This is a genomic window from Burkholderia sp. SR8, assembly GCF_052851275.1.
Window position 1 is genome coordinate 77,686 of the sequence record NZ_JAULUC010000014.1, and the last position, 20,657, is coordinate 98,342.

Genomic DNA, 20,657 nt, shown 5'->3' on the forward strand with positions numbered 1-20,657 from the left:
GATGGATCTGAATTTCACTCCCGAAGAGGAAGCGTTCCGCGCCGACGTGCAGCGCTTCCTCGCCGCCGAACTGCCGGCGCGCATCGCGCGCAAGGTGAAGGGCGGCCTCCACCTGACGCGCGACGACATGCGCGAATGGCATGCAATCCTGAATGCGCGCGGCTGGCTCGCGAGCCACTGGCCGCGCGAGTACGGCGGCCCCGGCTGGAGCGTCGCGCAGAAGTTCCTGTTCGACAACGAATGCGCGCTCGCCGGCGCGCCGCGCATCGTGCCGTTCGGCGTGAACATGCTCGGCCCGGTGCTGATCAAGTACGGCAGCGAAGCGCAGAAGCGTCATTGGCTGCCGCGCATTCTCGACGGCACCGACTGGTGGTGCCAGGGTTATTCGGAACCGGGCGCCGGCTCCGATCTCGCGTCGGTGAAGACGAGCGCGGTACGCGACGGCGAACACTACGTCGTGAACGGCCAGAAGACGTGGACCACGCTCGGCCACTACGCGAACATGATCTTCTGCCTCGTGCGCACCGCGACCGACGTGCGCAAGCAGGAGGGCATCAGCTTCCTGCTCGTCGACATGAACACGCCGGGCGTCGACGTGCGCCCGATCATCACGCTCGACGGCGAGCACGAAGTGAACGAGGTGTTCTTCACCGACGTGCGCGTGCCGGTGGAGAACCTCGTCGGCGAAGAGAACCGCGGCTGGACCTACGCGAAATACCTGCTCACGTACGAGCGCACCAACATCGCGGGAATCGGCTTTTCGACGGCCGCGCTCGAACGGCTGCGCGCGGTCGCCGCGAAGGTCACGAAGAACGGCCGCCCGCTCGCGGACGATCCGTTCTTCGCGGCGCGCATCGCGCGCGTCGAGATCGAGCTCGAGAACATGCGCACGACCAACCTGCGCGTGCTGGCCGCGGTCGCCGGCGGCGGCGTGCCGGGCGCGGAAAGCTCGATGCTGAAGATCCGCGGCACGCAGATCCGCCAGGAAATCACTGCGCTGATGCGCCGCGCGATGGGGCCGTATGCGCTGCCGTTCATCGAAGACGCGCTCGACGCCGACCCCGCGGACGGCGGCGGCGAACCGGTCGGCCCGGAAGAAGCCGCGAGTGCCGCGCAGCAGTACTTCAACAACCGCAAGCTGTCGATCTTCGGCGGCTCGAACGAGATCCAGAAGAACATCATCGCGAAGATGATGCTCGGGCTGTAACGAGGAACGCGACGATGGATTTTCAGCACACGGAAGACCGGCGGATGCTGGCGGACACGTTGAACCGCTTCATCGCCGAACAGTATGCGTTCCCGGTGCGCGACCGCATCGCGCAGTCGGCCGAAGGCTTCGACCGCACGATGTGGCGGCGCTTCGCCGAGCTCGGCGCGGTCGGCGCGCTGTTTTCCGAAGCGGACGGCGGCTTCGGCGGCGCGGGCTTCGACATCGCGGTGGTGTTCGAATGTCTCGGGCGCGGGCTCGTCGTCGAGCCGTTCCTCGGCGCGCTGCTGGCGGGCCGTGCGCTCGCGCTCGCCGGCGGCGACGCGCATCGCGCGCGCCTTGCCGCGCTGATCGACGGCAGCGCGAGCGCCGCGTTCGCGCACGACGAGCCGGGCTCGCACTACGAACTGACGACCGTGCGTACGCGCGCCGAACGTTCGGGAGACGGCTGGGTGCTGACGGGCGCGAAGGGTGTCGTCGACCAGGCCGCGCAGGCCGCGTTCTTGGTCGTCAGCGCGCGCGTGTCGGGTCGCGACGACGACGCGGCCGGCATCGGCCTGTTCGTCGTGCCGGCCGATGCGCCGGGCGTGTCGCTGCGCGACTACCGGAAGATCGACGGCGGCCGCGCGGCGGAGATGCGCTTCGCGCGCGTCGCGCTGCCGGCCGAGGCGGCGCTCGGCTCACACGACGGCGAAGCGGGCGCCGAGCTGCTCGAACGCGTGCTCGGCTACGGGCTGCTCGCACTGTCGGCGGAAGCGCTCGGCGCGATGGACGTCGCGAAGGAGCACACGCTCGAGTACCTGCGCACACGCAAGCAGTTCGGGTTGCCGATCGGCAGCTTCCAGGCGCTGCAGCACCGGATGGCCGACCTGCTGCTCGAAGTCGAGCAGGCGCGCTCGGCGGTGATCAACGCGGCCGCCCAGCTCGACGCGCCGCGCGCGGTGCGCGAACGCGCGCTCGCGGCCGCGAAATACAGCATCGGCCGGATCGGCACGCTCGTCGCCGAGGAGAGCATCCAGCTGCACGGCGGGATCGGGATGACGTGGGAGTTGCCGCTGTCGCACTACGCGAAGCGCCTCGTGATGATCGATCACCAGCTCGGCGATGAAGATCACCATCTCGCGCGCTACATCGCGCTGTCGAAACAGTAAAAGCGGACACGCGAATGGAGGAGACAAGGATGACGAACGACACGCGTGCGCTGCCGCTGGCCGGCGTGAAGGTGCTCGATTTCTCGCGGGTGCTCGCGGGCCCGTGGAGCGCGATGGTACTCGCGGACTTCGGCGCGGAAGTGATCAAGGTCGAGCATCCGGCGCGCGGCGACGACACGCGCGACTGGGGGCTGCGGATCGGCCACACCGAGACGACCTACTTCAACAGCGTGAACCGCAGCAAGCGGTCGATCTGCGTCGACCTGCAGACGGACGCAGGGCAGCGCATCGCGCGCGAGCTCGCCGCGCAGGCCGACGTGCTGATCCACAACTTCAAGTGCGGCGGCGCGGAAAAGCTCGGGCTCGGCTACGACGCGCTCGCCGAGCTGAACCCGCGGCTCGTGCATTGCGCGATCTCCGGCTACGACCGCTCGGGCCCGGAGGCCGCGCGGCCCGGCTACGACCTCGTCGTGCAGGGCGAGGCCGGGCTGATGGCGCTGAACGGCGAGGCCGACCAGCCGCCGCTGAAGTTCGGCGTCGCCGCGGTCGACCTGTTCACCGGCATGTATTCGGCGCAGGCGATCCTCGCCGCGCTGTACGAACGCCATGCGACGGGACGCGGGCGGCGCATCGAGATGGCGCTGTTCGACTGCGGACTGATGATCACCGCGTACTACGGGCTCGATGCGCTCTTGATGGGCGAGGATCCGCCGCGCTACGGCAACGCGCATCCGTCGATCGTGCCGTACGGCGTGTTCGACGCGGCCGACGGCCCGCTCGTGATCACGGTCGGCAACAACACGCAGTTCGCGCGCTTTTGCGACGCGATCGAGCGGCCCGACCTCGCCGCGGACGAACGCTACAAGACCAACCTCGGCCGTTCCGAAAACCGCGCCGCGCTGCTGCCGGAGATCCGCCGCGAACTCGCGCGGCGGCCGCGCGCGATGCTGCTCGCGGCGCTGGCCGCGGCCGGCATTCCGTGCGGCGAAGTGCTCGGGCTGCACGACGCGCTGACCTCCGAGCGCGCGACCCGCGCGGGGCTCGTCACGCGGCAGCCGCATCCGGTCGCGGGCGGCGTCGACGTGCTCGCGCCGCCGTATCGCTTCGACGGCGCGCGGCTGCCGGTGCGCGGCGCGCCGCCGGTGCTGGGCGCCGATACGGACGACGTGCTCGGCGGCTGGCTCGGGATGTCCGCGGACGAGCTCGCACGGCTGCGCGCGGATCGCATCGTGTAGATCGCCTGTTCCGCCGCGGCGCGGGCGGTGAGTCGACGCGCGCCGACCGTTCCACACGACACCGCTCGCCATGACGAGCCGGAAATGGAGACACCATGGAGCTTTCCGTCATCGAATCGGTCACGGCGCGCCGTGACTACCAGCAGCTCGTGCGTGCGCGGCGCCGCTTCAGCTTCACGCTCACGGCACTGATGATCGCCACCTACTACGGCTTCATCCTGCTCGTCGCGCTCGCGCCGCACGTGCTCGCCGCGCCGCTGTACCGCGGCGCGACGACGACGGTCGGGATCGCCGCGGGCGTCGCGATCATCCTGGTCGCGATCGGCCTGACCGCGTGCTACGTGCTGCGCGCGAACCGTGCGTTCGACCGCCGCGTCGACGCGATCCTGCAGCGTTCGTAACGGAGGCCGACATGCGATTCATTTCGGACGCGCGCGGCGCGCTGGCGATCCTCGTTTCCGTCGTTTCCTCCACTGCCCATGCGACCGGCGTCGCGGGACCGATGCCCGACAAGGTCGAGCTGAACCCGGTCGCGATCGCGATGTTCTTCGCGTTCGTGTTCGCGACGCTCGCGCTCACGCGCTGGGCCGCGCGCCGCACGCGCTCGACGCGCGACTTCTACACGGCCGGCGGCGGCATCACCGGGCTGCAGAACGGGCTCGCGATCGCGGGCGACTACATGTCGGCCGCGTCGTTCCTCGGGCTGTCGGGGATGGTGTTCATGTTCGGCTTCGACGGGCTGATCTACTCGATCGGCTTCCTGGTCGGCTGGCCGTTCGTGATGTTTCTGATCGCCGAGCCGCTGCGCAATCTCGGCAAGTTCACGTTCGTCGACGTCGTCGCGTATCGCTTCGCGCAGCGGCCGATCCGGCTGCTGACGTCCGCGAACGCGCTGACGATCGTCGTGCTGTACCTCGTCGTGCAGATGGTCGGCGCGGGCAAGCTGATCCAGCTGCTGTTCGGGCTGTCGTACGGCACGGCCGAGCTGATCGTCGGCGTGCTGATGGTCGTCTACGTGTTCTTCGGCGGAATGACCGCGACGACCTGGGTGCAGGTGATCAAGGCCGTGCTGCTGCTGTGCGGCGCGACGCTGCTCGCGTTGCTCGCGCTCGGCGAATTCGGCTTCAGCGTCGACGCGATGTTCCGCCGCGCGGTGGCCGTGCACCCGGGCGCGCTGTCGATCATGGGGCCCGGCAAGCTGATCCGCGATCCGGCCAACGCGCTGTCGCTCGGCATCGCGCTGATGTTCGGCACGGCCGGCTTCCCGCACATCCTGATGCGCTTCTTCACGGTGCCGAACGCGAAGGAGGCGCGCAAGTCGGTGCTGTACGCAACCGGCTTCATCGGCTACTTCTACCTGCTGACGTTCGTGATCGGCTTTTCGGCGATCGTGCTGCTCGCGCAGCATCCGGAATTCTTCCGGCTCGGCGCGAACGGCACGTTCAACCTGACGCACGACCTGCTCGGCGGCTCGAACATGGTCGCGGTGAAGCTTGCGCAGGCGGTCGGCGGAAACTGGTTCTACGGGTTCATCGCGGCCGTCACGTTCGCGACGATCCTCGCGGTGGTCGCGGGCCTGACGCTGGCCGGCGCGACGACGATCTCGCACGACCTGTATGCGCAGATGTGGGCGCGCGGCAAGCCCGACGAACGGCTGGAAATGCGCATCTCGCGCGCGGCGACGATCGTGCTGTCGGCCGTCGCGATCGGGCTGTCGATCCTGTTCGAGCACGTGAACGTCGCGTTCATGGTCGGGCTCGTCGCGGCGGTGGCCGCGAGCGCGAATTTCCCGGTGCTCGCGATGTCGATCTTCTGGCGCGGGATGACGACGCGCGGCGCGGTGCTCGGCGGCGGCCTCGGCCTCGTGTCGGCGGTCGCGCTCACGGTGCTGTCGAAGTCGGTGTGGGTCGACGTGCTGCACCACGCGCACGCGCCGGTGTTCCTCGACAACCCGGCGCTGGTGTCGGTGCCGCTCGCGTTCGTCGGGATCGTCGTCGGCTCGCTGGCCGACCGCGGCGAGCGCGCGCGGCGCGAGCGCGACGCGTTCGCGCAGCAGGAGTTCTACGCGCAGACGGGCGTGCTCGCGAGCCGCGCCGTCCAGCACTGATTCGTCCGATGAAACGATGGATCCGTCCGGATCGCCGGACGGATATTTTCCGGAAATCCGGAATTCCGGATTTCCTTGCCTGCCGCATTATGAGAAATACAATGAAAACAACGGCTTGAAGGGTTCCGGACGCCTGGCATCGACCTTGCAATATGAAAAGCACGGCCATCCCCCGGCCCGACTATTAAACCAAGGAGACAATCGATGACCAGCGCCTTCCTCCCCTGTCGGATGTTCTGAGGCATCGCTTGTTGCGGCACGGCAGCCGCGCGGGCGAATGCAACCCCTCTGACATTCGCTCGCGCGCGTGACGCCGTTTCCACCGGCTCATCTACTTCAGCAGGAACCATCGTGAAGAAGAAACCCTTCTACAAAGTGCTTTATGTGCAGGTGATCTTCGCCATCATCGTCGGCGTGATCCTCGGCCACTTCTACCCGGCGCTCGCCACCGACATGAAACCGCTCGGCGACGGCTTCATCAAGCTGATCAAGATGGTGATCGGTCCGATCATCTTCTGTACGGTCGTCACCGGCATCGCCGGCATGGAGGACATGAAGAAGGTCGGCCGCGTCGGCGGCAAGGCGCTGCTGTACTTCGAGATCGTGTCGACCTTCGCGCTGCTGCTCGGCCTCGCGGCCACGCACCTGCTGCGTCCGGGCGTCGGCTTCAACATCGATCCGGCGACGCTCGACGGCAAGGCCGTCGCGTCGTACGCGGCGAAGGCGCACGGGCAGTCGACCGTCGACTTCCTGATGCACATCATCCCGAACACGATGGTCGACGCGTTCGCGCAGGGCGAGATCCTGCAGATCCTGCTGATCGCGCTGCTGTTCGGCAGCGTGCTCGCGCACCTCGGCGAGCGCGGCAAGGTCGTGACCGACTTCATCGACGGCCTGACGCGCGTGCTGTTCGGCATCGTGCACATCGTCACGAAGCTGGCACCGATCGGCGCGTTCGGCGCGATGGCGTTCACGATCGGCAAGTACGGCGTCGGCTCGCTGGTGCCGCTGCTGAAGCTGATCGGCACGTTCTACCTGACGTCGGTCGTGTTCGTGCTGGTCGTGCTCGGCGCGATCGCACGCGCCACGGGTTTCTCGATCATCCGCTTCGTGTCGTACATCAAGGAAGAGCTGCTGATCGTGCTCGGCACGAGCTCGTCGGAAGCCGCGCTGCCGCAGCTGATGGAGAAGCTCGAGAAGGCCGGCTGCTCGCGCTCGGTCGTCGGCCTCGTCGTGCCGACCGGCTATTCGTTCAACCTCGACGGCACCAACATCTACATGACGATGGCCGTGCTGTTCATCGCGCAAGCGACCAACATCGAACTGACGTGGATGCAGCAGCTCACGCTGCTGGCGGTCGCGATGCTGACGTCGAAGGGCGCGAGCGGCGTCACGGGCGCGGGCTTCATCACGCTCGCCGCGACGCTCGCGGTGGTGCCGACGATCCCGCTGTCGGGCATGGTGCTGATCCTCGGCATCGACCGCTTCATGAGCGAGTGCCGCGCGCTGACGAACATCGTCGGCAACGGTGTCGCGACCGTCGTCGTGTCGGCGTGGGAGAAGGAGCTCGACCGCAACAAGCTGCGCGACGCGCTGAAGGGCGGCGGCCAGGTCACGACGACCGAGACGGCCGGCGTCTGACATCATGAGCGAGCAGGCGGCGGCACCGCCCGCGGGCGGTGCGCGGCGCGGCGGCCCGGGCATCGATGCGGAGCCCTATGACACAATAGGCGATCCGCATCGTCAGGAAGCCTCGTCCGTGAAGCGCCGCCTGTTCATCCTCGTCATGCTCGCCGTCGCGCTCGCGGCGGCCTGCGCGCTGACGTGGACCATCACGTGGCAGCGCGGCGTCGCCGAGCTGCAGCGCAACGCCGCCGTGCGCGTCGATCGCACCACCAATGCGCTGAAGAGCACGCTCGACCGCTACGAATCGCTGCCTTATCTGCTCGGCAGCCATCCGTACGTGCTCGACCTGCTCGCCGAGCCGAAGCGCGCCGATTTCACCGCGCGCGCAAACCGCTATCTCGAAGACCTCAACGAGCACGCGCACGCGACCGTCACGTACGTGATCGGCGCGGACGGCCTGTGCGTCGCCGCCAGCAACTGGCGCGCGCCCGACAGCTTCGTCGGAATCGGCTACCAGTTTCGCCCGTATTTCATCGATGCGATGAACGGCCAGGTCGGCCGCTTCTTCGGCATCGGCACGATCTCGCGCGATCCCGGCTACTACATCTCGCAGCCGGTGTGGCGCGACGGCCGGATCGCGGGCGTCGTCGTCGTGAAGCTCAATCTCGAATGGTTCCAGGGCGCGGACGCGTCCGAGCCGCTCGTCGTCGCGGACGATCACGGGGTCGTGTTCCTGTCGTCGGTGCCCGCGTGGAAGTACCACACGCTGCATCCGTTGACCGGGCCCGTCGCCGCGTCGATCTACGAGACGCGCCAGTACGCGCAGCAGCCTGTCACGCCGCTGCCGCTGCGCGTCGAGCAGGTGCTCGGCGCCGATGCGGAAATCGTGCGCGTCGGCCCCGGCCGGCGCGCGCCGCGCTTTCTGGCCAGCAAGCGGCGGATCGGCGAGCCTGACTGGCTGCTCGTCACGCTCGCGCCGATCGCGCCGATCGACGCCGACGCGCGCAACGCGACGATCGTCACGGGCTTCGGCTTCGTGTCGGTCGCACTGCTGGCGTTCTACTGGCGGATGCGCCGCGCGCGCGTGCGCGAGATGATCCGCGGCCGCGCGCTGCTGCAGCAGGCATATGCGGAACTGAACCGGCGCGTCGAGGAGCGCACGGCCGACCTGTCGGAAGCGAACGAGCAATTGCAGAAGGAAGTCGGCGACCGGATCCGCGCGGAACAGGAATTGCGCGCCGCGCACGACGAACTGATCCAGGCGAGCAAGCTCGCCGCGCTCGGCCAGATGGCCGCCGGCATCACGCACGAGCTGAACCAGCCGCTCGCGGCGCTGCGCAGCTTCTCGGACAACACGCGCGTGCTGCTCGATCGCGGCGAACAGGCGGCTGCCCGCGAAAACCTGGAAGCGATCGCCGCGCTGACCGAGCGGATGGGCAAGATCACCAACCAGCTGAAGCTGTTCGTCGGCCGCGCGAAGCCGCGCAACGAGCAGGCGCTCGTCGTGCGCGCGCTGCGCAGCGTGCTGTCGCTGCTCGGCGAGCGGCTGCGCGGCGTCGCGCTCACGCTGACGCTGCAGGATGCGACCGTGTCGCCCGCGCAGGATGCGCCGCTCGACCTCGCGCGCGACTATCCGGAACTCGTCGCGCGTTGCGAGGATCTGCGCCTCGAACAGGTGCTGATCAACCTGCTCGGCAACGCGCTCGACGCGGTCGCAGGCGTCGCGGCGCCGGCGATCGAGGTGACGATCGCGGTGTCCGTCGCGACGCTCGCGATCGAGGTGCGCGACAACGGTTCGGGCATCGCGCCCGACCTGCTGCCGCGGCTGTTCGAACCGTTCTTCACGACCAAGGAAATGGGGCGCGGGCTCGGGCTCGGTCTGGCGATCTCGTCGTCGATCGCGAGCGACGCGGGCGGTGCGCTGACCGCGCGCAACGCCCCGTCCGGCGGCGCGCTGTTCGTCTTGACGCTGCGGCGCGCGCGCACGCATCATCCGGACGCCGTGTCCGAGCCGGCGGGCTCGCGCTAGGCGCACGCCAGCGCCGCGAACCCGGCGCACGACCGGCATCAACGAGAGCCGCGCGCGCAGGTGCGCCGCGCGGCCTGCCAGGAGCAAGTGACTACGATGGCCAACCGGCTGCAAGTGATCTATATCGAAGACGATGCGCTCGTTCGCCGGGCGAGCGTGCAGAGCCTCCAGCTCGCGGGGTTCGACGTCGCAGGGTTCGAATCGGCCGAGGCGGCCGACAAGGCGATCGTCGCGGAAACCGCCGGCGTGATCGTCAGCGACATCCGGCTGCCCGGCGCGAGCGGCCTCGACCTGCTCGCGCAGTGCCGCGAGCGCGTGCCCGACGTGCCGGTGATCCTCGTCACCGGTCACGGCGACATCTCGATGGCCGTGCAGGCGATGCGCGACGGCGCGTACGACTTCATCGAAAAGCCGTTCGCGGCCGAGCGGCTGATCGAGACGGTGCGCCGCGCGCTCGAGCGGCGCGAGCTCGTGCTCGAGAACCATGCGCTGCGGCGCGAGCTGGCCGGCCAGAACATCGTCGCGCCGCGCATCATCGGCCGCAGCCCGGCGATCGAACAGGTGCGCAAGCTGATCGCGAACGTCGCGCCCACCGACGCGTCGGTGCTGATCAACGGCGACACCGGCGCGGGCAAGGAACTGATCGCGCGCAGCCTGCACGAGCTGTCGCCGCGTCGCGACAAGCCGTTCATCGCGGTGAACTGCGGCGCGCTGCCCGAGCCGATGTTCGAGTCGGAGATGTTCGGCTACGAGCCGGGCGCATTCACCGGGGCCGCGAAGCGGCGCGTCGGCAAGCTCGAATACGCATCCGGCGGCACGCTGTTCCTCGACGAAATCGAGAGCATGCCGCTCGCGCTGCAGGTGAAGCTCTTGCGCGTGCTGCAGGACGGCGTGCTCGAGCGGCTCGGCTCGAACCAGCCGATCCGCGTGAACTGCCGCGTCGTCGCGGCCGCGAAGGGCGACATGAGCGAGCTCGTCGCGGCCGGCACGTTCCGCCGCGACCTGCTGTACCGGCTCAATGTCGTGACGATCGCGCTGCCGCCGCTCGCCGAGCGCCGCGAGGACATCGTGCCGCTGTTCGAACACTTCATGCTCGATGCGGCCGTGCGCTACGGGCGGCCGGCGCCCGTGCTGACCGACCGCCAGCGTGCGAGCCTGATGCAGCGCGACTGGCCCGGCAACGTGCGCGAGCTGCGCAATGCGGCCGACCGTTTCGTGCTCGGCGTCGCCGACATGCCGCAGGACGCGGGCGCGAACGGCGACGCGGCGGAGAACGACCAGACGCTGAAGGAGCGCATCGAGCAGTTCGAGCGCTCGGTGATTGCGGAGGCGCTGAACCAGACCGGCGGCGCGGTCGCCGCGACGGCCGACCGGCTGCACGTCGGCAAGGCGACGCTGTACGAGAAGATGAAGCGCTACGGGCTGTCGGCGAAGGGCGAAACCGAGCGCTGAAAAACGAACGGACCGCGGTGCGGTCCGTTTGGCGGAGGCGGGCGCGGCGTGCGGCCCTGCGACGGTCGTCGTGCGGCGCTCAGGCCGCGTTGCCGTCGAGCGCCTTCTTCAGCAGTGCGTCGAGTTCCGCGAATTGCGGCGCGCCGACGTAGCGCTTCAGGATCTTGCCGTCCTTGTCGACGACGAAGGTCGTCGGCGTGAGCTGCACGTTGCCGAACTGCTTCGCGGCGCTGCCGTCGTCGAGCGCGACCTTGAACGGCAGCTGGCGCGTCTGCGCATAGTTCGCGACGTACATCGGCGGATCGTAGTTCATCGCGACCGCGACGAATTCCAGCCCCTGGCCCTTGAAGCGGTTATAGGTGTCGACCATCTGCGGCATTTCCTGCATGCAGGTCGCGCAGCTCGTCGCCCAGAAGTTCACGAGGTAGACCTTGCCCTTCAGGTCGCCGGCCGTCGACACCTTCTGGCCCGACAGCAGCGTGAACGTGGCGTCCGGCACGGTGGACTTGCCGTTGAACGCGAAGAAGCCGGCGACGGCGATCGCGGCGGCGACGACGGCCGCGACGATATAGCGGACGGGGCCGGTGCGGCGCTGGGCGGGAGGCGTGGTGTTCATCTGCGGTGCTCTCGGAGTCGGTCGATCGCGCGGATCGATGCAAAGGACGTCGAAATTCGGCGCCCATTTTAGCGCGAATGCGGCGCGCGCACCGACGGCGACCGCGCATCCCCGGAGTCAGCTTCGGCGGATAATGGGCGTTTTGCCTGACCCCGCCTCTGCCATGCCGAAGGAAGTCATCGCTCAGTTGCGTCCCCTTTTTCGTCCGCTGCGACACTTCGCCGCGCTCGCATGCGTGAGCGCCGCGCTGGCGGCGTGCGCGCCGTCGTATGACTGGCGCACGCTGCACAACGATGCCGGCTACACGATCGACCTGCCGGCGAAGCCGACCGTCGAGGACCAGCCGGTGGCGGTCGGCGGCGCAACGATGCCGATGCGGATGCAGGCCGCGCACGTCGACGGCGCGGTATTCGCGGTCGGCACGCTGACGCTGCCGGACGACCGCGACGACACGCGGCGCGCGGCGCTCGAATTCCTGCGCACGGGGCTGTCGCGCAACCTGGAAGGCGCGCCGCAGACGGCCGCGGTGCCGGTGCCGCTCGCGGCGGGCGGCGCGGTGAACGGGCTCGAACTGCGCATCGCGGGCGCGGCGAGCGGTGGCGACCATGCGCACAAGACGATCGTCGCGCGGCTCGTCGCGCGCGGCCGCCACGCCTACCAGGCCGTCGTGATTGCCGACGGCCCGCTCGCGCAGGAACAGCTCGACCAGTTTTTCGGCTCGTTCAAGCTCGACTGAGAGCGGTCGGCGAGGGCGCGCGGACACTCTGTGACAACTGAAAGTTCATTCGCAGCTTTCGATGCTAATCGCCGGATTTTGCGGGGATTTTTCGGCTATCCACAGCGCATGTGGATAACTTTGTTGAAAAGTCTGCCCGATCTCCCGCACAGCCGCGCCGGACGGCCTTCCGGCATTTTTGACAGATTCCGGCCCCTTTGAGAAAAATCAATCAAAACAAGGGGATAGCAATTCCGCGATAAACCGGCGTCCGCGGCGCGCGTTGCGGGGCCGGATTCGCGAAATTGTGCATAAGTCAAGCCTTGACAGCCGTATTTTGTCCCCCGACGGCGCTCACAGCGCCGGGAGCGCGCGCCGGTAGCGGATCGCCTCGGCGATCTGCGCGGCCGTCGGCAACGGGTCGCCGGCGAGATCGGCGATCGTCCGCGCCACCTTCAGCACGCGGAAATACGCGCGCGCCGACCACCCGAAGCGCTCGCCGGCTTCGCGCAGCAGTCGCTCGCCGTCGCCGGTCGGCCGGCACAGGTCGTCGGTCTCGCGGCCGCTCAGCATGTGATTCGTCTTGCCCTGCCGGTCGAGCTGCAGCGCCCGCGCGTGCGCGACCCGTGCGGCGACCGCCGCGCTCGGCTCGCCCGGGGCCGTCGCGCGCGATGCGAGTTCGGCCGGCGACAGCGCGGGCAGGTCGATCTGGATGTCGATCCGGTCGAGCAGCGGCCCGGACAGCTTGCGCAGGTAGCGCGTCGCGACGTCCGGCGTGCAGCGGCAGCGTCCGGACGGATCGCCGTGCCAGCCGCACGGGCACGGATTCATCGCCGCGATCAGCTGGCACGCGGCGGGGAAGTCGGCCTGCTGCGCCGCGCGGGAGATCGTGATGCGGCCGGCTTCGAGCGGCTCGCGCAGCATTTCGAGCACGTGCCGGTCGAATTCGGGCAGCTCGTCGAGGAACAGCACGCCGAGGTGCGCGAGCGTGATCTCGCCCGGCTGCGGCGGATTGCGGCCGCCGACCAGTGCGGCCGCGCTCGACGAATGATGCGGCGCGCGGAACGGCCGCCGGCGCCACTGCGCGGGCGAGAAGCCGATCCGGCTCGCGGAAAGCAGCGCGGCCGACGTCAGCGCCTCGTCGTCGGTCAGCGGCGGCAGCAGGCCGGGCAGCCGTGCGGCCAGCATCGACTTGCCGGCGCCGGGCGGGCCGACCATCAGCATGTGGTGGCCGCCCGCCGCGGCGACTTCGAGCGCGCGCCGGGCGCCGCGCTGGCCGACGACGTCCGCGAGATCGGGAACGGCCGGCGCCGGCAGGCCGTCGACGCTCGGCGCGGCAACCGGTGCGAGCCGCGCGTCCGGCGCACCGGCGAGGTGCGCACACAGCGCGGGCAGGTCGGGCGCGCCGAATACGGTGACGCCCGGCACGAGCGCGGCCTCGGCGGCGCTGTCGAGCGGCAGGTACAGCTCCGGGGGACGCGACAGGGCGGTCGCGCCGGATATCGCACAGCAATCCGGATCCGAACCGGGACTAGCACCGACGCCGGAACCCGGACCGCGCGCACCGGCAGTTGGCCTCGAATCGAGACCGGAACCGAAGGCCGCTGCCGCATCACCCGCGCGCCAGTCGCGCGCCGCGCCGCACGCCATCGCGAACGCGCCGCGCATCGGCCGCAGCGCGCCGGTCAGCGACAGTTCGCCGGCGAATTCGCGGCCGGCCAGCGCGTCGGCCGGGATCTGGCCGTTCGCCGCGAGGATGCCGAGTGCAATCGGCAGGTCGAAGCGGCCCGACTCCTTCGGCAGGTCGGCCGGCGCGAGATTGACGGTGATGCGCCTGACGGGGAAATCGAATCCGCAGTTCTGCAGCGCGGCGCGCACGCGCTCGCGGCTTTCGCGGACTTCGAGATCGGGCAGGCCGACGATCGAGAACGACGGCAACCCGTTGGCGAGATGGACTTCGACGGTGACGTCCGGCGCGCGGCCGGCCGCCGGCGCGCGACTGCGCACCACGGCGAGCGACATGGCGAGGCTCCTGTAACGGAATCGGGCGGGCAACGGCGGTTCGGACCGCATGCCGCGGAAAAACGGAGGAATCGGTGCGCGCTTGCCGGCGTGGCGCGGGAAAGAACGAGGAACAGCGAAGAGCGGGGGACTGCGAAGAGCGAGGAACAGCCAACAGCGAGGAACAGCGAACAGCGAAGAACGACGAACAGCGAAGAACGACGAACAGCGAAGAACGACGAACAGCGAAGAACGACGGAACAGCCTACCGACTTCCGGCTGGCAGGCGCGGGCCGCACGAGGCGGCCCGCGCCCGGACCGTTTAGTCGGGTGGGGCGTCAGGCCTGGGACGCGGCGAGCCTCTGCTCGAGTTCGGCGACGCGCTTCTCGAGTTCCTCGAGACGCACGCGGGTGCGGGCGAGCACCTGTGCCTGCGTGTCAAATTCCTCGCGCGTGACGAGATCGAGCTTCGAGAAGCCTTGCGACAGCATGGCCTTCACGTTGCGCTCGACGTCCTTGGCCGGCGAGTTTTTCAGCAGATCGCTGACGCGCGACTGCAGGTCGTTGAAAACATCGCTGGGTTGCTTCATGAGATTTCCTTCCTTGCACAAAAAATGTGCATCTTCAGTTGCGTACGTGCCCATGATGCACGCATGACCGGAAATGGTGCGCCGGTGGCGCGAAATCCGGGCATGGCGCCCGCATGGGTGAATGGCCCGGTGAGCCGGGACGTGCGTGCACTCTAGCAACGATCCTTTCGGCGCGCCAGCAAACCGGGCCCACGTTGGCCATTCGGCCGGGCTTCCGCACCTTTCAGCGCATGATGTGGCCCCGCTCCGGAGCCATTCGACACGGTGCTCGCGCAAACATGGCATGCGAGTTGCTGAGGAGAGAACCGTTACAACATTCCAACCAATTCGACGGGACCACCCAGCGAGAGGACTTCATGAAACTGATTACCGCAATCATCAAGCCGTTCAAGCTCGATGAGACCCGCGAAGCGCTGTCCGCGCTCGGCGTCTCCGGCATCACGGTGACCGAGGTGAAAGGGTTCGGGCGCCAGAAGGGGCACACCGAGCTGTACCGCGGCGCCGAATACGTGGTCGATTTCCTGCCGAAGATGAAGATCGAGGCGGCCGTGTCCGACGACCTCGTCGACCAGGCGGTCGAGGCGATCGAGCGGGCGGCACGCACCGGCAAGATCGGCGACGGGAAGATTTTCGTCACGCCGATCGAGCAGGTGATCCGGATCCGGACCGGGGAGACAGGCGCTGACGCGCTGTAACAGACAAAGACAAGCGACAAGAGGAAACCCGAGATGCGCAAACTTCTGATGTCCCTGCTGATGGCCGGCTCGCTGATCGCGGCCGGCGTCGGTCCCGCGCTCGCCGACGACGCGGCTTCCGCCGCGGCTGCGTCCGCGCCCGCTGCCACCGCTTCCGACGCAACGGCCGCCGCGCCGGCTGCTTCGGCGCCGGCCGCCACCGACGCATCGGCTGCCGCCGCTGCGTCCGCACCCGCTTCGGGCGCCGCCGACGCCTCGGCCGCTGCCGCCGCGTCCGCGCCGGCCGCCCCCGCCGCACCGACCGCGCCGTTCTCCGTCGATTCGTCGAAGATCAGCGCCGGCGACACCGCGTGGATGCTCACCTCCACCGCGCTCGTGCTGTTCATGACGATCCCCGGCCTCGCGCTGTTCTACGCGGGCATGGTCCGCAAGAAGAACGTGCTCGCGACGGTGATGCAGAGCTTCGCGATCACCGCGCTGATCACGGTGCTGTGGACGGTGGTCGGCTACAGCCTCGCGTTCACGCCGGGCAACGGCTTCATCGGCGGCCTGTCGCGCGCGTTCCTGCACGGGATGACGTACGTGAAGGGCGACAAGGCGACCACGCTGACGGTCAGCCACCTCGCGACGACGATTCCGGAATCGGTCTACTTCGTCTATCAGATGACCTTCGCGATCATCACGCCGGCGCTGATCTGCGGCGCGTTCGCCGACCGGATGAAGTTCTCGGCGATGCTCGTGTTCATGACGCTCTGGTCGCTGATCGTCTATGTGCCGATCGCGCACATGGTATGGGAGCCGACCGGCTGGCTGTCGTCGGACGGCGTGCTCGACTTCGCAGGCGGCACGGTGGTGCACATCAACGCCGGTATCGCGGGCCTCGTGTCGTGCCTGATGCTCGGCAAGCGGATCGGCTTCGGCCGTGAATCGATGGCGCCGCACAACCTGGTGCTGACGATGATCGGCGGCTCGATGCTGTGGGTCGGCTGGTTCGGCTTCAACGCGGGTTCCGCGGTCGCGGCCGACGGCCGTGCCGGCTTCGCGATGTTGACGACGCAGGTCGCGACGGCGTGCGCGGCGCTGGGCTGGATGTTCGCCGAGTGGATTTCGCACGGCAAGCCGTCGGTGCTCGGCATCGTGTCGGGCGCGGTCGCGGGTCTCGTCGCGATCACGCCGGCTGCCGGCTTCGTCGGCGTGACGGGTGCACTGGTGATCGGCATTGCCGCCGGCGTCGTGTGCTTCTGGTCGGCCACGTGGCTCAAGTCGAAGCTCGGCTACGACGATTCGCTCGATGCGTTCGGCGTGCACGGCGTGGGCGGGATTCTCGGCGCGCTGCTGACCGGCGTGTTCGCGGTCAAGGACATCGGCGGATTCGACGGCAGCCTGCTGCTGCAGGCGAAGGGCGTGCTGATCACGCTGGTGTACAGCGGCGTGCTGAGCTTCGTGCTGCTGAAGCTGATCGACCTGACGATCGGCCTGCGCGTGACCGAAGAGGAGGAGCGCGAAGGTCTCGACGTGGTGCTGCACGGCGAGCATGTCGAATAAGTCGCGAGATTGAAGGCGGGCCGCCGCGCAGACGGCGCCTGCCCCGAATGAGCGCAGCGATTTCGGCCCGCCTGCCCGGCGGGCTTTTTTTCTCCTGTCTCCTGCTGCCGTAGCGGATAACCCTTCACTCTATCGGGTCAATAGCCGAAAACTTCCTCCAAATCCTTGTGAAGCCGGGAACAATCCCCAAATGGGCGAGGCAATTGCTCTACAATCTTCATTCTCCCGCTCGCGAGTGATTCATGGTTCCCCACCTCGTTACCGCGTTGAACGGTCCGCTGCTCGAACTCGAGCAGAAGATCCTCGACGCGACGCCTGCGATCGAACGCTGGTTCAGGCTCGAATGGCAGGAACACACGCCGCCGTTCTATTGTTCGGTGGACCTGCGCAACGCCGGCTTCAAGCTGGCGCCCGTCGACGCGAACCTGTTCCCCGGCGCATTCAATAATCTGCCGTCCGAAGTGCTGCCGCTCGCCGTCCAGGCCGCGATGGCCGCGATCGAGAAGATCTGCCCGGACGCGAAGAACCTGCTCGTGATTCCCGAGCTGCCGACCCGCAACGCGTTCTACCTGGAAAACGTCGCGCGGCTCGCGACGATCATGCGCCAGGCCGGCCTGAACGTGCGCTTCGGCTCGCTCGATCCGAGCATCACCGATATCACGCCGATCACGCTGGCCGACGGCCAGAAGATCGTGCTCGAGCCGCTCGAGCGTTCGCAGCGCCGCCTCGGCCTGAAGAATTTCGATCCGTGCTCGATCCTGCTGAACAACGACCTGTCGGCCGGGATTCCGGCCGTGCTGGAAAACCTGCACGAGCAATACCTGCTGCCGCCGCTGCACGCGGGCTGGGCCGTGCGCCGCAAGTCGACGCACTTCTCGTGCTACGACGACGTCGCGAAGAAGTTCGCGAAGATGGTCGGCGTCGATCCGTGGATGGTGAATCCGTATTTCGCGCACGTCGAGGGCGTCGACTGGCAGGCGCATGAAGGCGAGCAGGCGCTCGCCGACGCGATCGACGGCGTGCTGAAGAAGATCGCGCGCAAGTACCGCGAATACGGGATCAGCGAAAAGCCGTACGTCGTCGTGAAGGCCGACGCGGGCACCGCCGGGCGCGGCGTGATGACCGTGCACGATGCGGCCGAGATCGGCCGCATGTCGAAGGCCGAGCGCGCGCAGATGGCCGAGTCGAAGGCGGGGCTCGCGGTGCGCGACGTGATCGTGCAGGAAGGCGTCTACACGTTCGAGCGCGTCGGCGACGAAGTCGCGGAGCCGGTCGTGTACATGATCGACCGCTACGTGGTTGGCGGTTTCTACCGCACGCACGGCGGCCGCGAGCGCGACCAGAACCTGAACGCGCCCGGCATGCACTACGTGCCGCTCGGCTTCGAGCACACCGCGCTGCCGGATGCCGGCGCGAAGCCCGGTGCCGCGCCGCCGAACCGCTTCTACATGTACGGCGTCGTCGCGCGCCTGTCGCTGATCGCGTCGTCGATCGAACTGGAAAAGACCGATCCCGAAGCCATCCAGGTGTAACCGCTTCACTCGGTAGCTACGAACAGGACCCGCATGGACATTCTTTTTATCGCCGACCCGCTCGAGCGCTTCAAGATCTACAAGGATTCGACCTACGCGATGATGGCGGAGGCCGCGCGGCGCGGGCATGCGGTGTACGCGTGCGAGCCGCGCCACCTCGCGTGGACGGGCTCCGCCGTCGAGGCCGACGTGCGGCGCATCGCGATCGTCGGCGAGCTGGACGACCTGCATCGCGATACGTGGTTCGAAGCGGGCCCGCTCGACGCGCGCCGCGTCGAGTCGTTCGGCGCGGTGCTGATGCGCAAGGATCCGCCGTTCGACATGGAGTACGTGACGTCGACGTGGCTGCTCGAGCTGGCCGAGCGCGCCGGCGCGCGCGTGTTCAACAAGGCGCAGTCGATCCGCGATCATTCTGAGAAGCTCGCGATCGGTGAATTTCCGCAGTTCGTCGCGCCGACCCTGGTCACGCGCGATGCGAACCGGCTGCGCGCGTTCCACGCCGAGCACGGCGACGTGATCCTGAAGCCGCTCGACGGGATGGGCGGGATGGGCGTGTTCCGCGTGAAGCCGGACGGCATGAACCTCGGTTCGATCGTCGAGATGCTGAGCCACGACGGCACGCGCTCGGTGATGGCGCAGAAGTTCATCCCGGAGATCAAGGCCGGCGACAAGCGCATCCTGCTGATCGGCGGCGAGCCGGTTCCGTATTCGCTCGCGCGGATTCCGCAGGGCAGCGAGGTGCGCGGCAATCTCGCCGCGGGCGGGCTCGGCGTCGCGCAGCCGCTGACGCCGCGCGACCGCGAGATCGCCGAGACGCTCGGGCCGGTGCTCGCCGCGCGCGGACTGCTGCTGGTCGGGCTCGACGCGATCGGCGACTGGCTGACCGAGGTGAACGTGACGAGCCCGACGTGCTTCCGCGAAATCATGGAGCAGACGGGTTTCGACGTCGCCGCGATGTTCATCGACGCGCTGGAGCGGGCGGCCGCGTAGCCCGCTTCGCGCGCAAATCCGGCGGCGGCCGCGCAGGTCCCCCGTCGCCGGAGCGGTTCGACCGGCCTGCTACAATGCCCGCTTGCCCGGTGCCGCGACCAGCGCGCCGAAGGCCCGGCGGTCGGGCCGAAAACCGTTGCAAGGCTGAACATGAAACGCTTCCCTCACTCGCTATGCTCGTTGCCCCGCCGCGGGGCGTCGGCCCGCCAGGGGCGGCCGGGAGCAGTCTGACATGGCCGGGATCCTGATCATCGCGCACGCGCCGCTCGCCACCGCGCTGCGGGACTGCATCGCGCACATCTATGGCGGCGTGCCCGCGCGCATCGGCTGTATCGACGTGCTGGCCGACAGCGACCCGACCCAGGTGATGGCATTCGCGCACGCGGAACTCGCGCGGCTCAGGGAAGAGAACGGCGTCGTCGTGCTGACCGACATGTACGGCGCGACGCCCGCGAACATCGCGGGCCAGCTCGCGAAGCTCGACAACGTGCGCGTGCTCGCCGGCGTGAACCTGCCGATGCTCGTGCGCGCCGTCTGCTATCGCACCGTGCCGCTCGACAAGCTCGTCGACAAGGCGCTGTCCGGCGGCGCGAAGGGCGTTCACGAAGTGGCGGCCGGCACGCCGCCGCCGCCGACCGAAGTCGGCTGCGGCCAGTGCGCGCCGATTCCGCCCGAGCCGCAACCGCGCACCGAATCGCACTGACCGTCCCGTTTTTCCGTTTTAGACCGACCCGCCGACGCTCGCCGCCGGCGGCCGCGACCGACCCGACCGAGAATCATGCTTCAACAAGAAACCACCATCGTCAACAAATTGGGGCTCCATGCACGCGCATCGGCCAAGCTCACGCAACTGGCCGGCAACTTCCAGTCCGAAGTCTGGATGACGCGCAACGGACGCAAGATCAACGCGAAGAGCATCATGGGCGTGATGATGCTGGCGGCCGGTATCGGCAGCACGGTGACGATCGAGACCGACGGTCCCGACGAGAAGGAAGCGATGGATGCGCTGCTGAAACTGATCGCGGACAAGTTCGGCGAAGGCCAGTGATTCCCGCGCGGGATCATTGCCGTTTCGAAGCAGAATGCCGCGTTTCCCGCGGCATTTTTTTCGCCCGTAGCATTGATGCGAAACGCGCAATGCTGCGCTGCATGCAGTCAGCATGGAG

Annotated in this window: 18 protein-coding genes; 15 read left to right on the forward strand and 3 right to left on the reverse strand. The window is 68.4% G+C overall.

Annotated elements, in window-relative coordinates; all coding sequences use genetic code 11:
- The first annotated feature begins 1 nt into the window (after position 1).
- The 8 genes from Q3A80_RS18950 to Q3A80_RS18985 all read left to right on the forward strand — a co-directional run bounded on the left by Q3A80_RS18950 (position 2) and on the right by Q3A80_RS18985 (position 10,807).
- The gene (locus Q3A80_RS18950; protein WP_446330455.1) at positions 2-1,207 is read left to right on the forward strand and encodes an acyl-CoA dehydrogenase family protein; all 1,206 of its coding nucleotides are present in this window, start codon (positions 2-4) and stop codon (positions 1,205-1,207) included.
- Positions 1,208-1,221: 14 nt separating this feature from the next.
- Positions 1,222-2,358: an acyl-CoA dehydrogenase family protein gene (locus Q3A80_RS18955; protein ID WP_446330456.1), complete on the forward strand. Its 1,137-nt coding sequence runs from the start codon at positions 1,222-1,224 to the stop codon at positions 2,356-2,358.
- A 29-nt stretch (positions 2,359-2,387) separates the two neighbouring features.
- Complete coding sequence (locus tag Q3A80_RS18960; protein WP_446330457.1) at positions 2,388-3,593, forward strand: CaiB/BaiF CoA transferase family protein; 1,206 nt, start codon at positions 2,388-2,390, stop codon at positions 3,591-3,593.
- 95 nt (positions 3,594-3,688) lie between these two features.
- Positions 3,689-3,994, forward strand: coding sequence for a DUF485 domain-containing protein (locus Q3A80_RS18965; protein WP_014895931.1), 306 nt, complete (start codon positions 3,689-3,691; stop codon positions 3,992-3,994).
- Positions 3,995-4,005: 11 nt separating this feature from the next.
- Positions 4,006-5,700: a cation acetate symporter gene (locus Q3A80_RS18970; RefSeq protein WP_446330458.1), complete on the forward strand. Its 1,695-nt coding sequence runs from the start codon at positions 4,006-4,008 to the stop codon at positions 5,698-5,700.
- A gap of 351 nt (positions 5,701-6,051) precedes the next feature.
- Positions 6,052-7,341 carry a dicarboxylate/amino acid:cation symporter gene (locus Q3A80_RS18975; protein WP_446330459.1) on the forward strand — a complete coding sequence of 430 codons (1,290 nt, stop codon included), beginning with the start codon at positions 6,052-6,054 and terminating at the stop codon, positions 7,339-7,341.
- Positions 7,342-7,345: 4 nt separating this feature from the next.
- Positions 7,346-9,355: a sensor histidine kinase gene (locus Q3A80_RS18980; protein ID WP_446330460.1), complete on the forward strand. Its 2,010-nt coding sequence runs from the start codon at positions 7,346-7,348 to the stop codon at positions 9,353-9,355.
- 96 nt (positions 9,356-9,451) lie between these two features.
- Positions 9,452-10,807: a sigma-54-dependent transcriptional regulator gene (locus tag Q3A80_RS18985; RefSeq protein ID WP_446330538.1), complete on the forward strand. Its 1,356-nt coding sequence runs from the start codon at positions 9,452-9,454 to the stop codon at positions 10,805-10,807.
- A gap of 79 nt (positions 10,808-10,886) precedes the next feature.
- On the opposite strand, the gene Q3A80_RS18990 is transcribed toward Q3A80_RS18985, so the two are convergent.
- A complete protein-coding gene (locus tag Q3A80_RS18990; protein ID WP_446330461.1) occupies positions 10,887-11,423 on the reverse strand; it encodes a TlpA disulfide reductase family protein in 537 nt (178 codons plus the stop codon).
- 163 nt (positions 11,424-11,586) lie between these two features.
- On the opposite strand from Q3A80_RS18990, the gene Q3A80_RS18995 reads away from it, so the two are divergent.
- Positions 11,587-12,159 (forward strand): hypothetical protein, encoded by a 573-nt coding sequence (locus tag Q3A80_RS18995; protein ID WP_446330462.1) that lies wholly within the window; start codon positions 11,587-11,589, stop codon positions 12,157-12,159.
- Between the two features lie 333 nt (positions 12,160-12,492).
- Here Q3A80_RS18995 and Q3A80_RS19000 read toward each other — a convergent pair whose 3' ends face one another.
- Both Q3A80_RS19000 and Q3A80_RS19005 read right to left on the reverse strand, forming a co-directional pair.
- Positions 12,493-14,160: a YifB family Mg chelatase-like AAA ATPase gene (locus tag Q3A80_RS19000; RefSeq protein WP_446330463.1), complete on the reverse strand. Its 1,668-nt coding sequence runs from the start codon at positions 14,158-14,160 to the stop codon at positions 12,493-12,495.
- A 317-nt stretch (positions 14,161-14,477) separates the two neighbouring features.
- Positions 14,478-14,729, reverse strand: coding sequence for an accessory factor UbiK family protein (locus Q3A80_RS19005; protein WP_040142145.1), 252 nt, complete (start codon positions 14,727-14,729; stop codon positions 14,478-14,480).
- A 356-nt stretch (positions 14,730-15,085) separates the two neighbouring features.
- On the opposite strand from Q3A80_RS19005, the gene Q3A80_RS19010 reads away from it, so the two are divergent.
- The 6 genes from Q3A80_RS19010 (at position 15,086) to Q3A80_RS19035 (ending at position 20,539) form a co-directional block, all read left to right on the forward strand.
- Positions 15,086-15,424 (forward strand): P-II family nitrogen regulator, encoded by a 339-nt coding sequence (locus Q3A80_RS19010; protein WP_006398175.1) that lies wholly within the window; start codon positions 15,086-15,088, stop codon positions 15,422-15,424.
- Between the two features lie 33 nt (positions 15,425-15,457).
- Complete coding sequence (locus tag Q3A80_RS19015) at positions 15,458-16,969, forward strand: ammonium transporter (protein WP_446330464.1); 1,512 nt, start codon at positions 15,458-15,460, stop codon at positions 16,967-16,969.
- A 242-nt stretch (positions 16,970-17,211) separates the two neighbouring features.
- Positions 17,212-18,501, forward strand: coding sequence for a glutamate--cysteine ligase (gshA, locus tag Q3A80_RS19020; RefSeq protein ID WP_217114322.1), 1,290 nt, complete (start codon positions 17,212-17,214; stop codon positions 18,499-18,501).
- Between the two features lie 33 nt (positions 18,502-18,534).
- Positions 18,535-19,491, forward strand: coding sequence for a glutathione synthase (gene gshB / locus Q3A80_RS19025; RefSeq protein ID WP_446330465.1), 957 nt, complete (start codon positions 18,535-18,537; stop codon positions 19,489-19,491).
- A gap of 232 nt (positions 19,492-19,723) precedes the next feature.
- Positions 19,724-20,194: a PTS sugar transporter subunit IIA gene (locus Q3A80_RS19030; protein ID WP_059526247.1), complete on the forward strand. Its 471-nt coding sequence runs from the start codon at positions 19,724-19,726 to the stop codon at positions 20,192-20,194.
- Between the two features lie 75 nt (positions 20,195-20,269).
- Entirely contained in the window at positions 20,270-20,539 is a 270-nt protein-coding gene (locus Q3A80_RS19035) for an HPr family phosphocarrier protein (protein ID WP_006763311.1), read from the forward strand.
- Positions 20,540-20,657 lie beyond the last annotated feature (118 nt).

Coding starts and splice junctions, on each gene's coding strand:
- Q3A80_RS18950 (WP_446330455.1), top strand. CDS start 2: ATGGATCTGAATTTCACTCCCGAAGAGGAAGCGTTCCGCGCCGACGTG.
- Q3A80_RS18955 (WP_446330456.1), top strand. CDS start 1,222: ATGGATTTTCAGCACACGGAAGACCGGCGGATGCTGGCGGACACGTTG.
- Q3A80_RS18960 (WP_446330457.1), top strand. CDS start 2,388: ATGACGAACGACACGCGTGCGCTGCCGCTGGCCGGCGTGAAGGTGCTC.
- Q3A80_RS18965 (WP_014895931.1), top strand. CDS start 3,689: ATGGAGCTTTCCGTCATCGAATCGGTCACGGCGCGCCGTGACTACCAG.
- Q3A80_RS18970 (WP_446330458.1), top strand. CDS start 4,006: ATGCGATTCATTTCGGACGCGCGCGGCGCGCTGGCGATCCTCGTTTCC.
- Q3A80_RS18980 (WP_446330460.1), top strand. CDS start 7,346: ATGAGCGAGCAGGCGGCGGCACCGCCCGCGGGCGGTGCGCGGCGCGGC.
- Q3A80_RS18985 (WP_446330538.1), top strand. CDS start 9,452: ATGGCCAACCGGCTGCAAGTGATCTATATCGAAGACGATGCGCTCGTT.
- Q3A80_RS18990 (WP_446330461.1), bottom strand. CDS start 11,423: ATGAACACCACGCCTCCCGCCCAGCGCCGCACCGGCCCCGTCCGCTAT.
- Q3A80_RS18995 (WP_446330462.1), top strand. CDS start 11,587: ATGCCGAAGGAAGTCATCGCTCAGTTGCGTCCCCTTTTTCGTCCGCTG.
- Q3A80_RS19000 (WP_446330463.1), bottom strand. CDS start 14,160: ATGTCGCTCGCCGTGGTGCGCAGTCGCGCGCCGGCGGCCGGCCGCGCG.
- Q3A80_RS19005 (WP_040142145.1), bottom strand. CDS start 14,729: ATGAAGCAACCCAGCGATGTTTTCAACGACCTGCAGTCGCGCGTCAGC.
- Q3A80_RS19010 (WP_006398175.1), top strand. CDS start 15,086: ATGAAACTGATTACCGCAATCATCAAGCCGTTCAAGCTCGATGAGACC.
- Q3A80_RS19015 (WP_446330464.1), top strand. CDS start 15,458: ATGCGCAAACTTCTGATGTCCCTGCTGATGGCCGGCTCGCTGATCGCG.
- gshA (WP_217114322.1), top strand. CDS start 17,212: ATGGTTCCCCACCTCGTTACCGCGTTGAACGGTCCGCTGCTCGAACTC.
- gshB (WP_446330465.1), top strand. CDS start 18,535: ATGGACATTCTTTTTATCGCCGACCCGCTCGAGCGCTTCAAGATCTAC.
- Q3A80_RS19030 (WP_059526247.1), top strand. CDS start 19,724: ATGGCCGGGATCCTGATCATCGCGCACGCGCCGCTCGCCACCGCGCTG.
- Q3A80_RS19035 (WP_006763311.1), top strand. CDS start 20,270: ATGCTTCAACAAGAAACCACCATCGTCAACAAATTGGGGCTCCATGCA.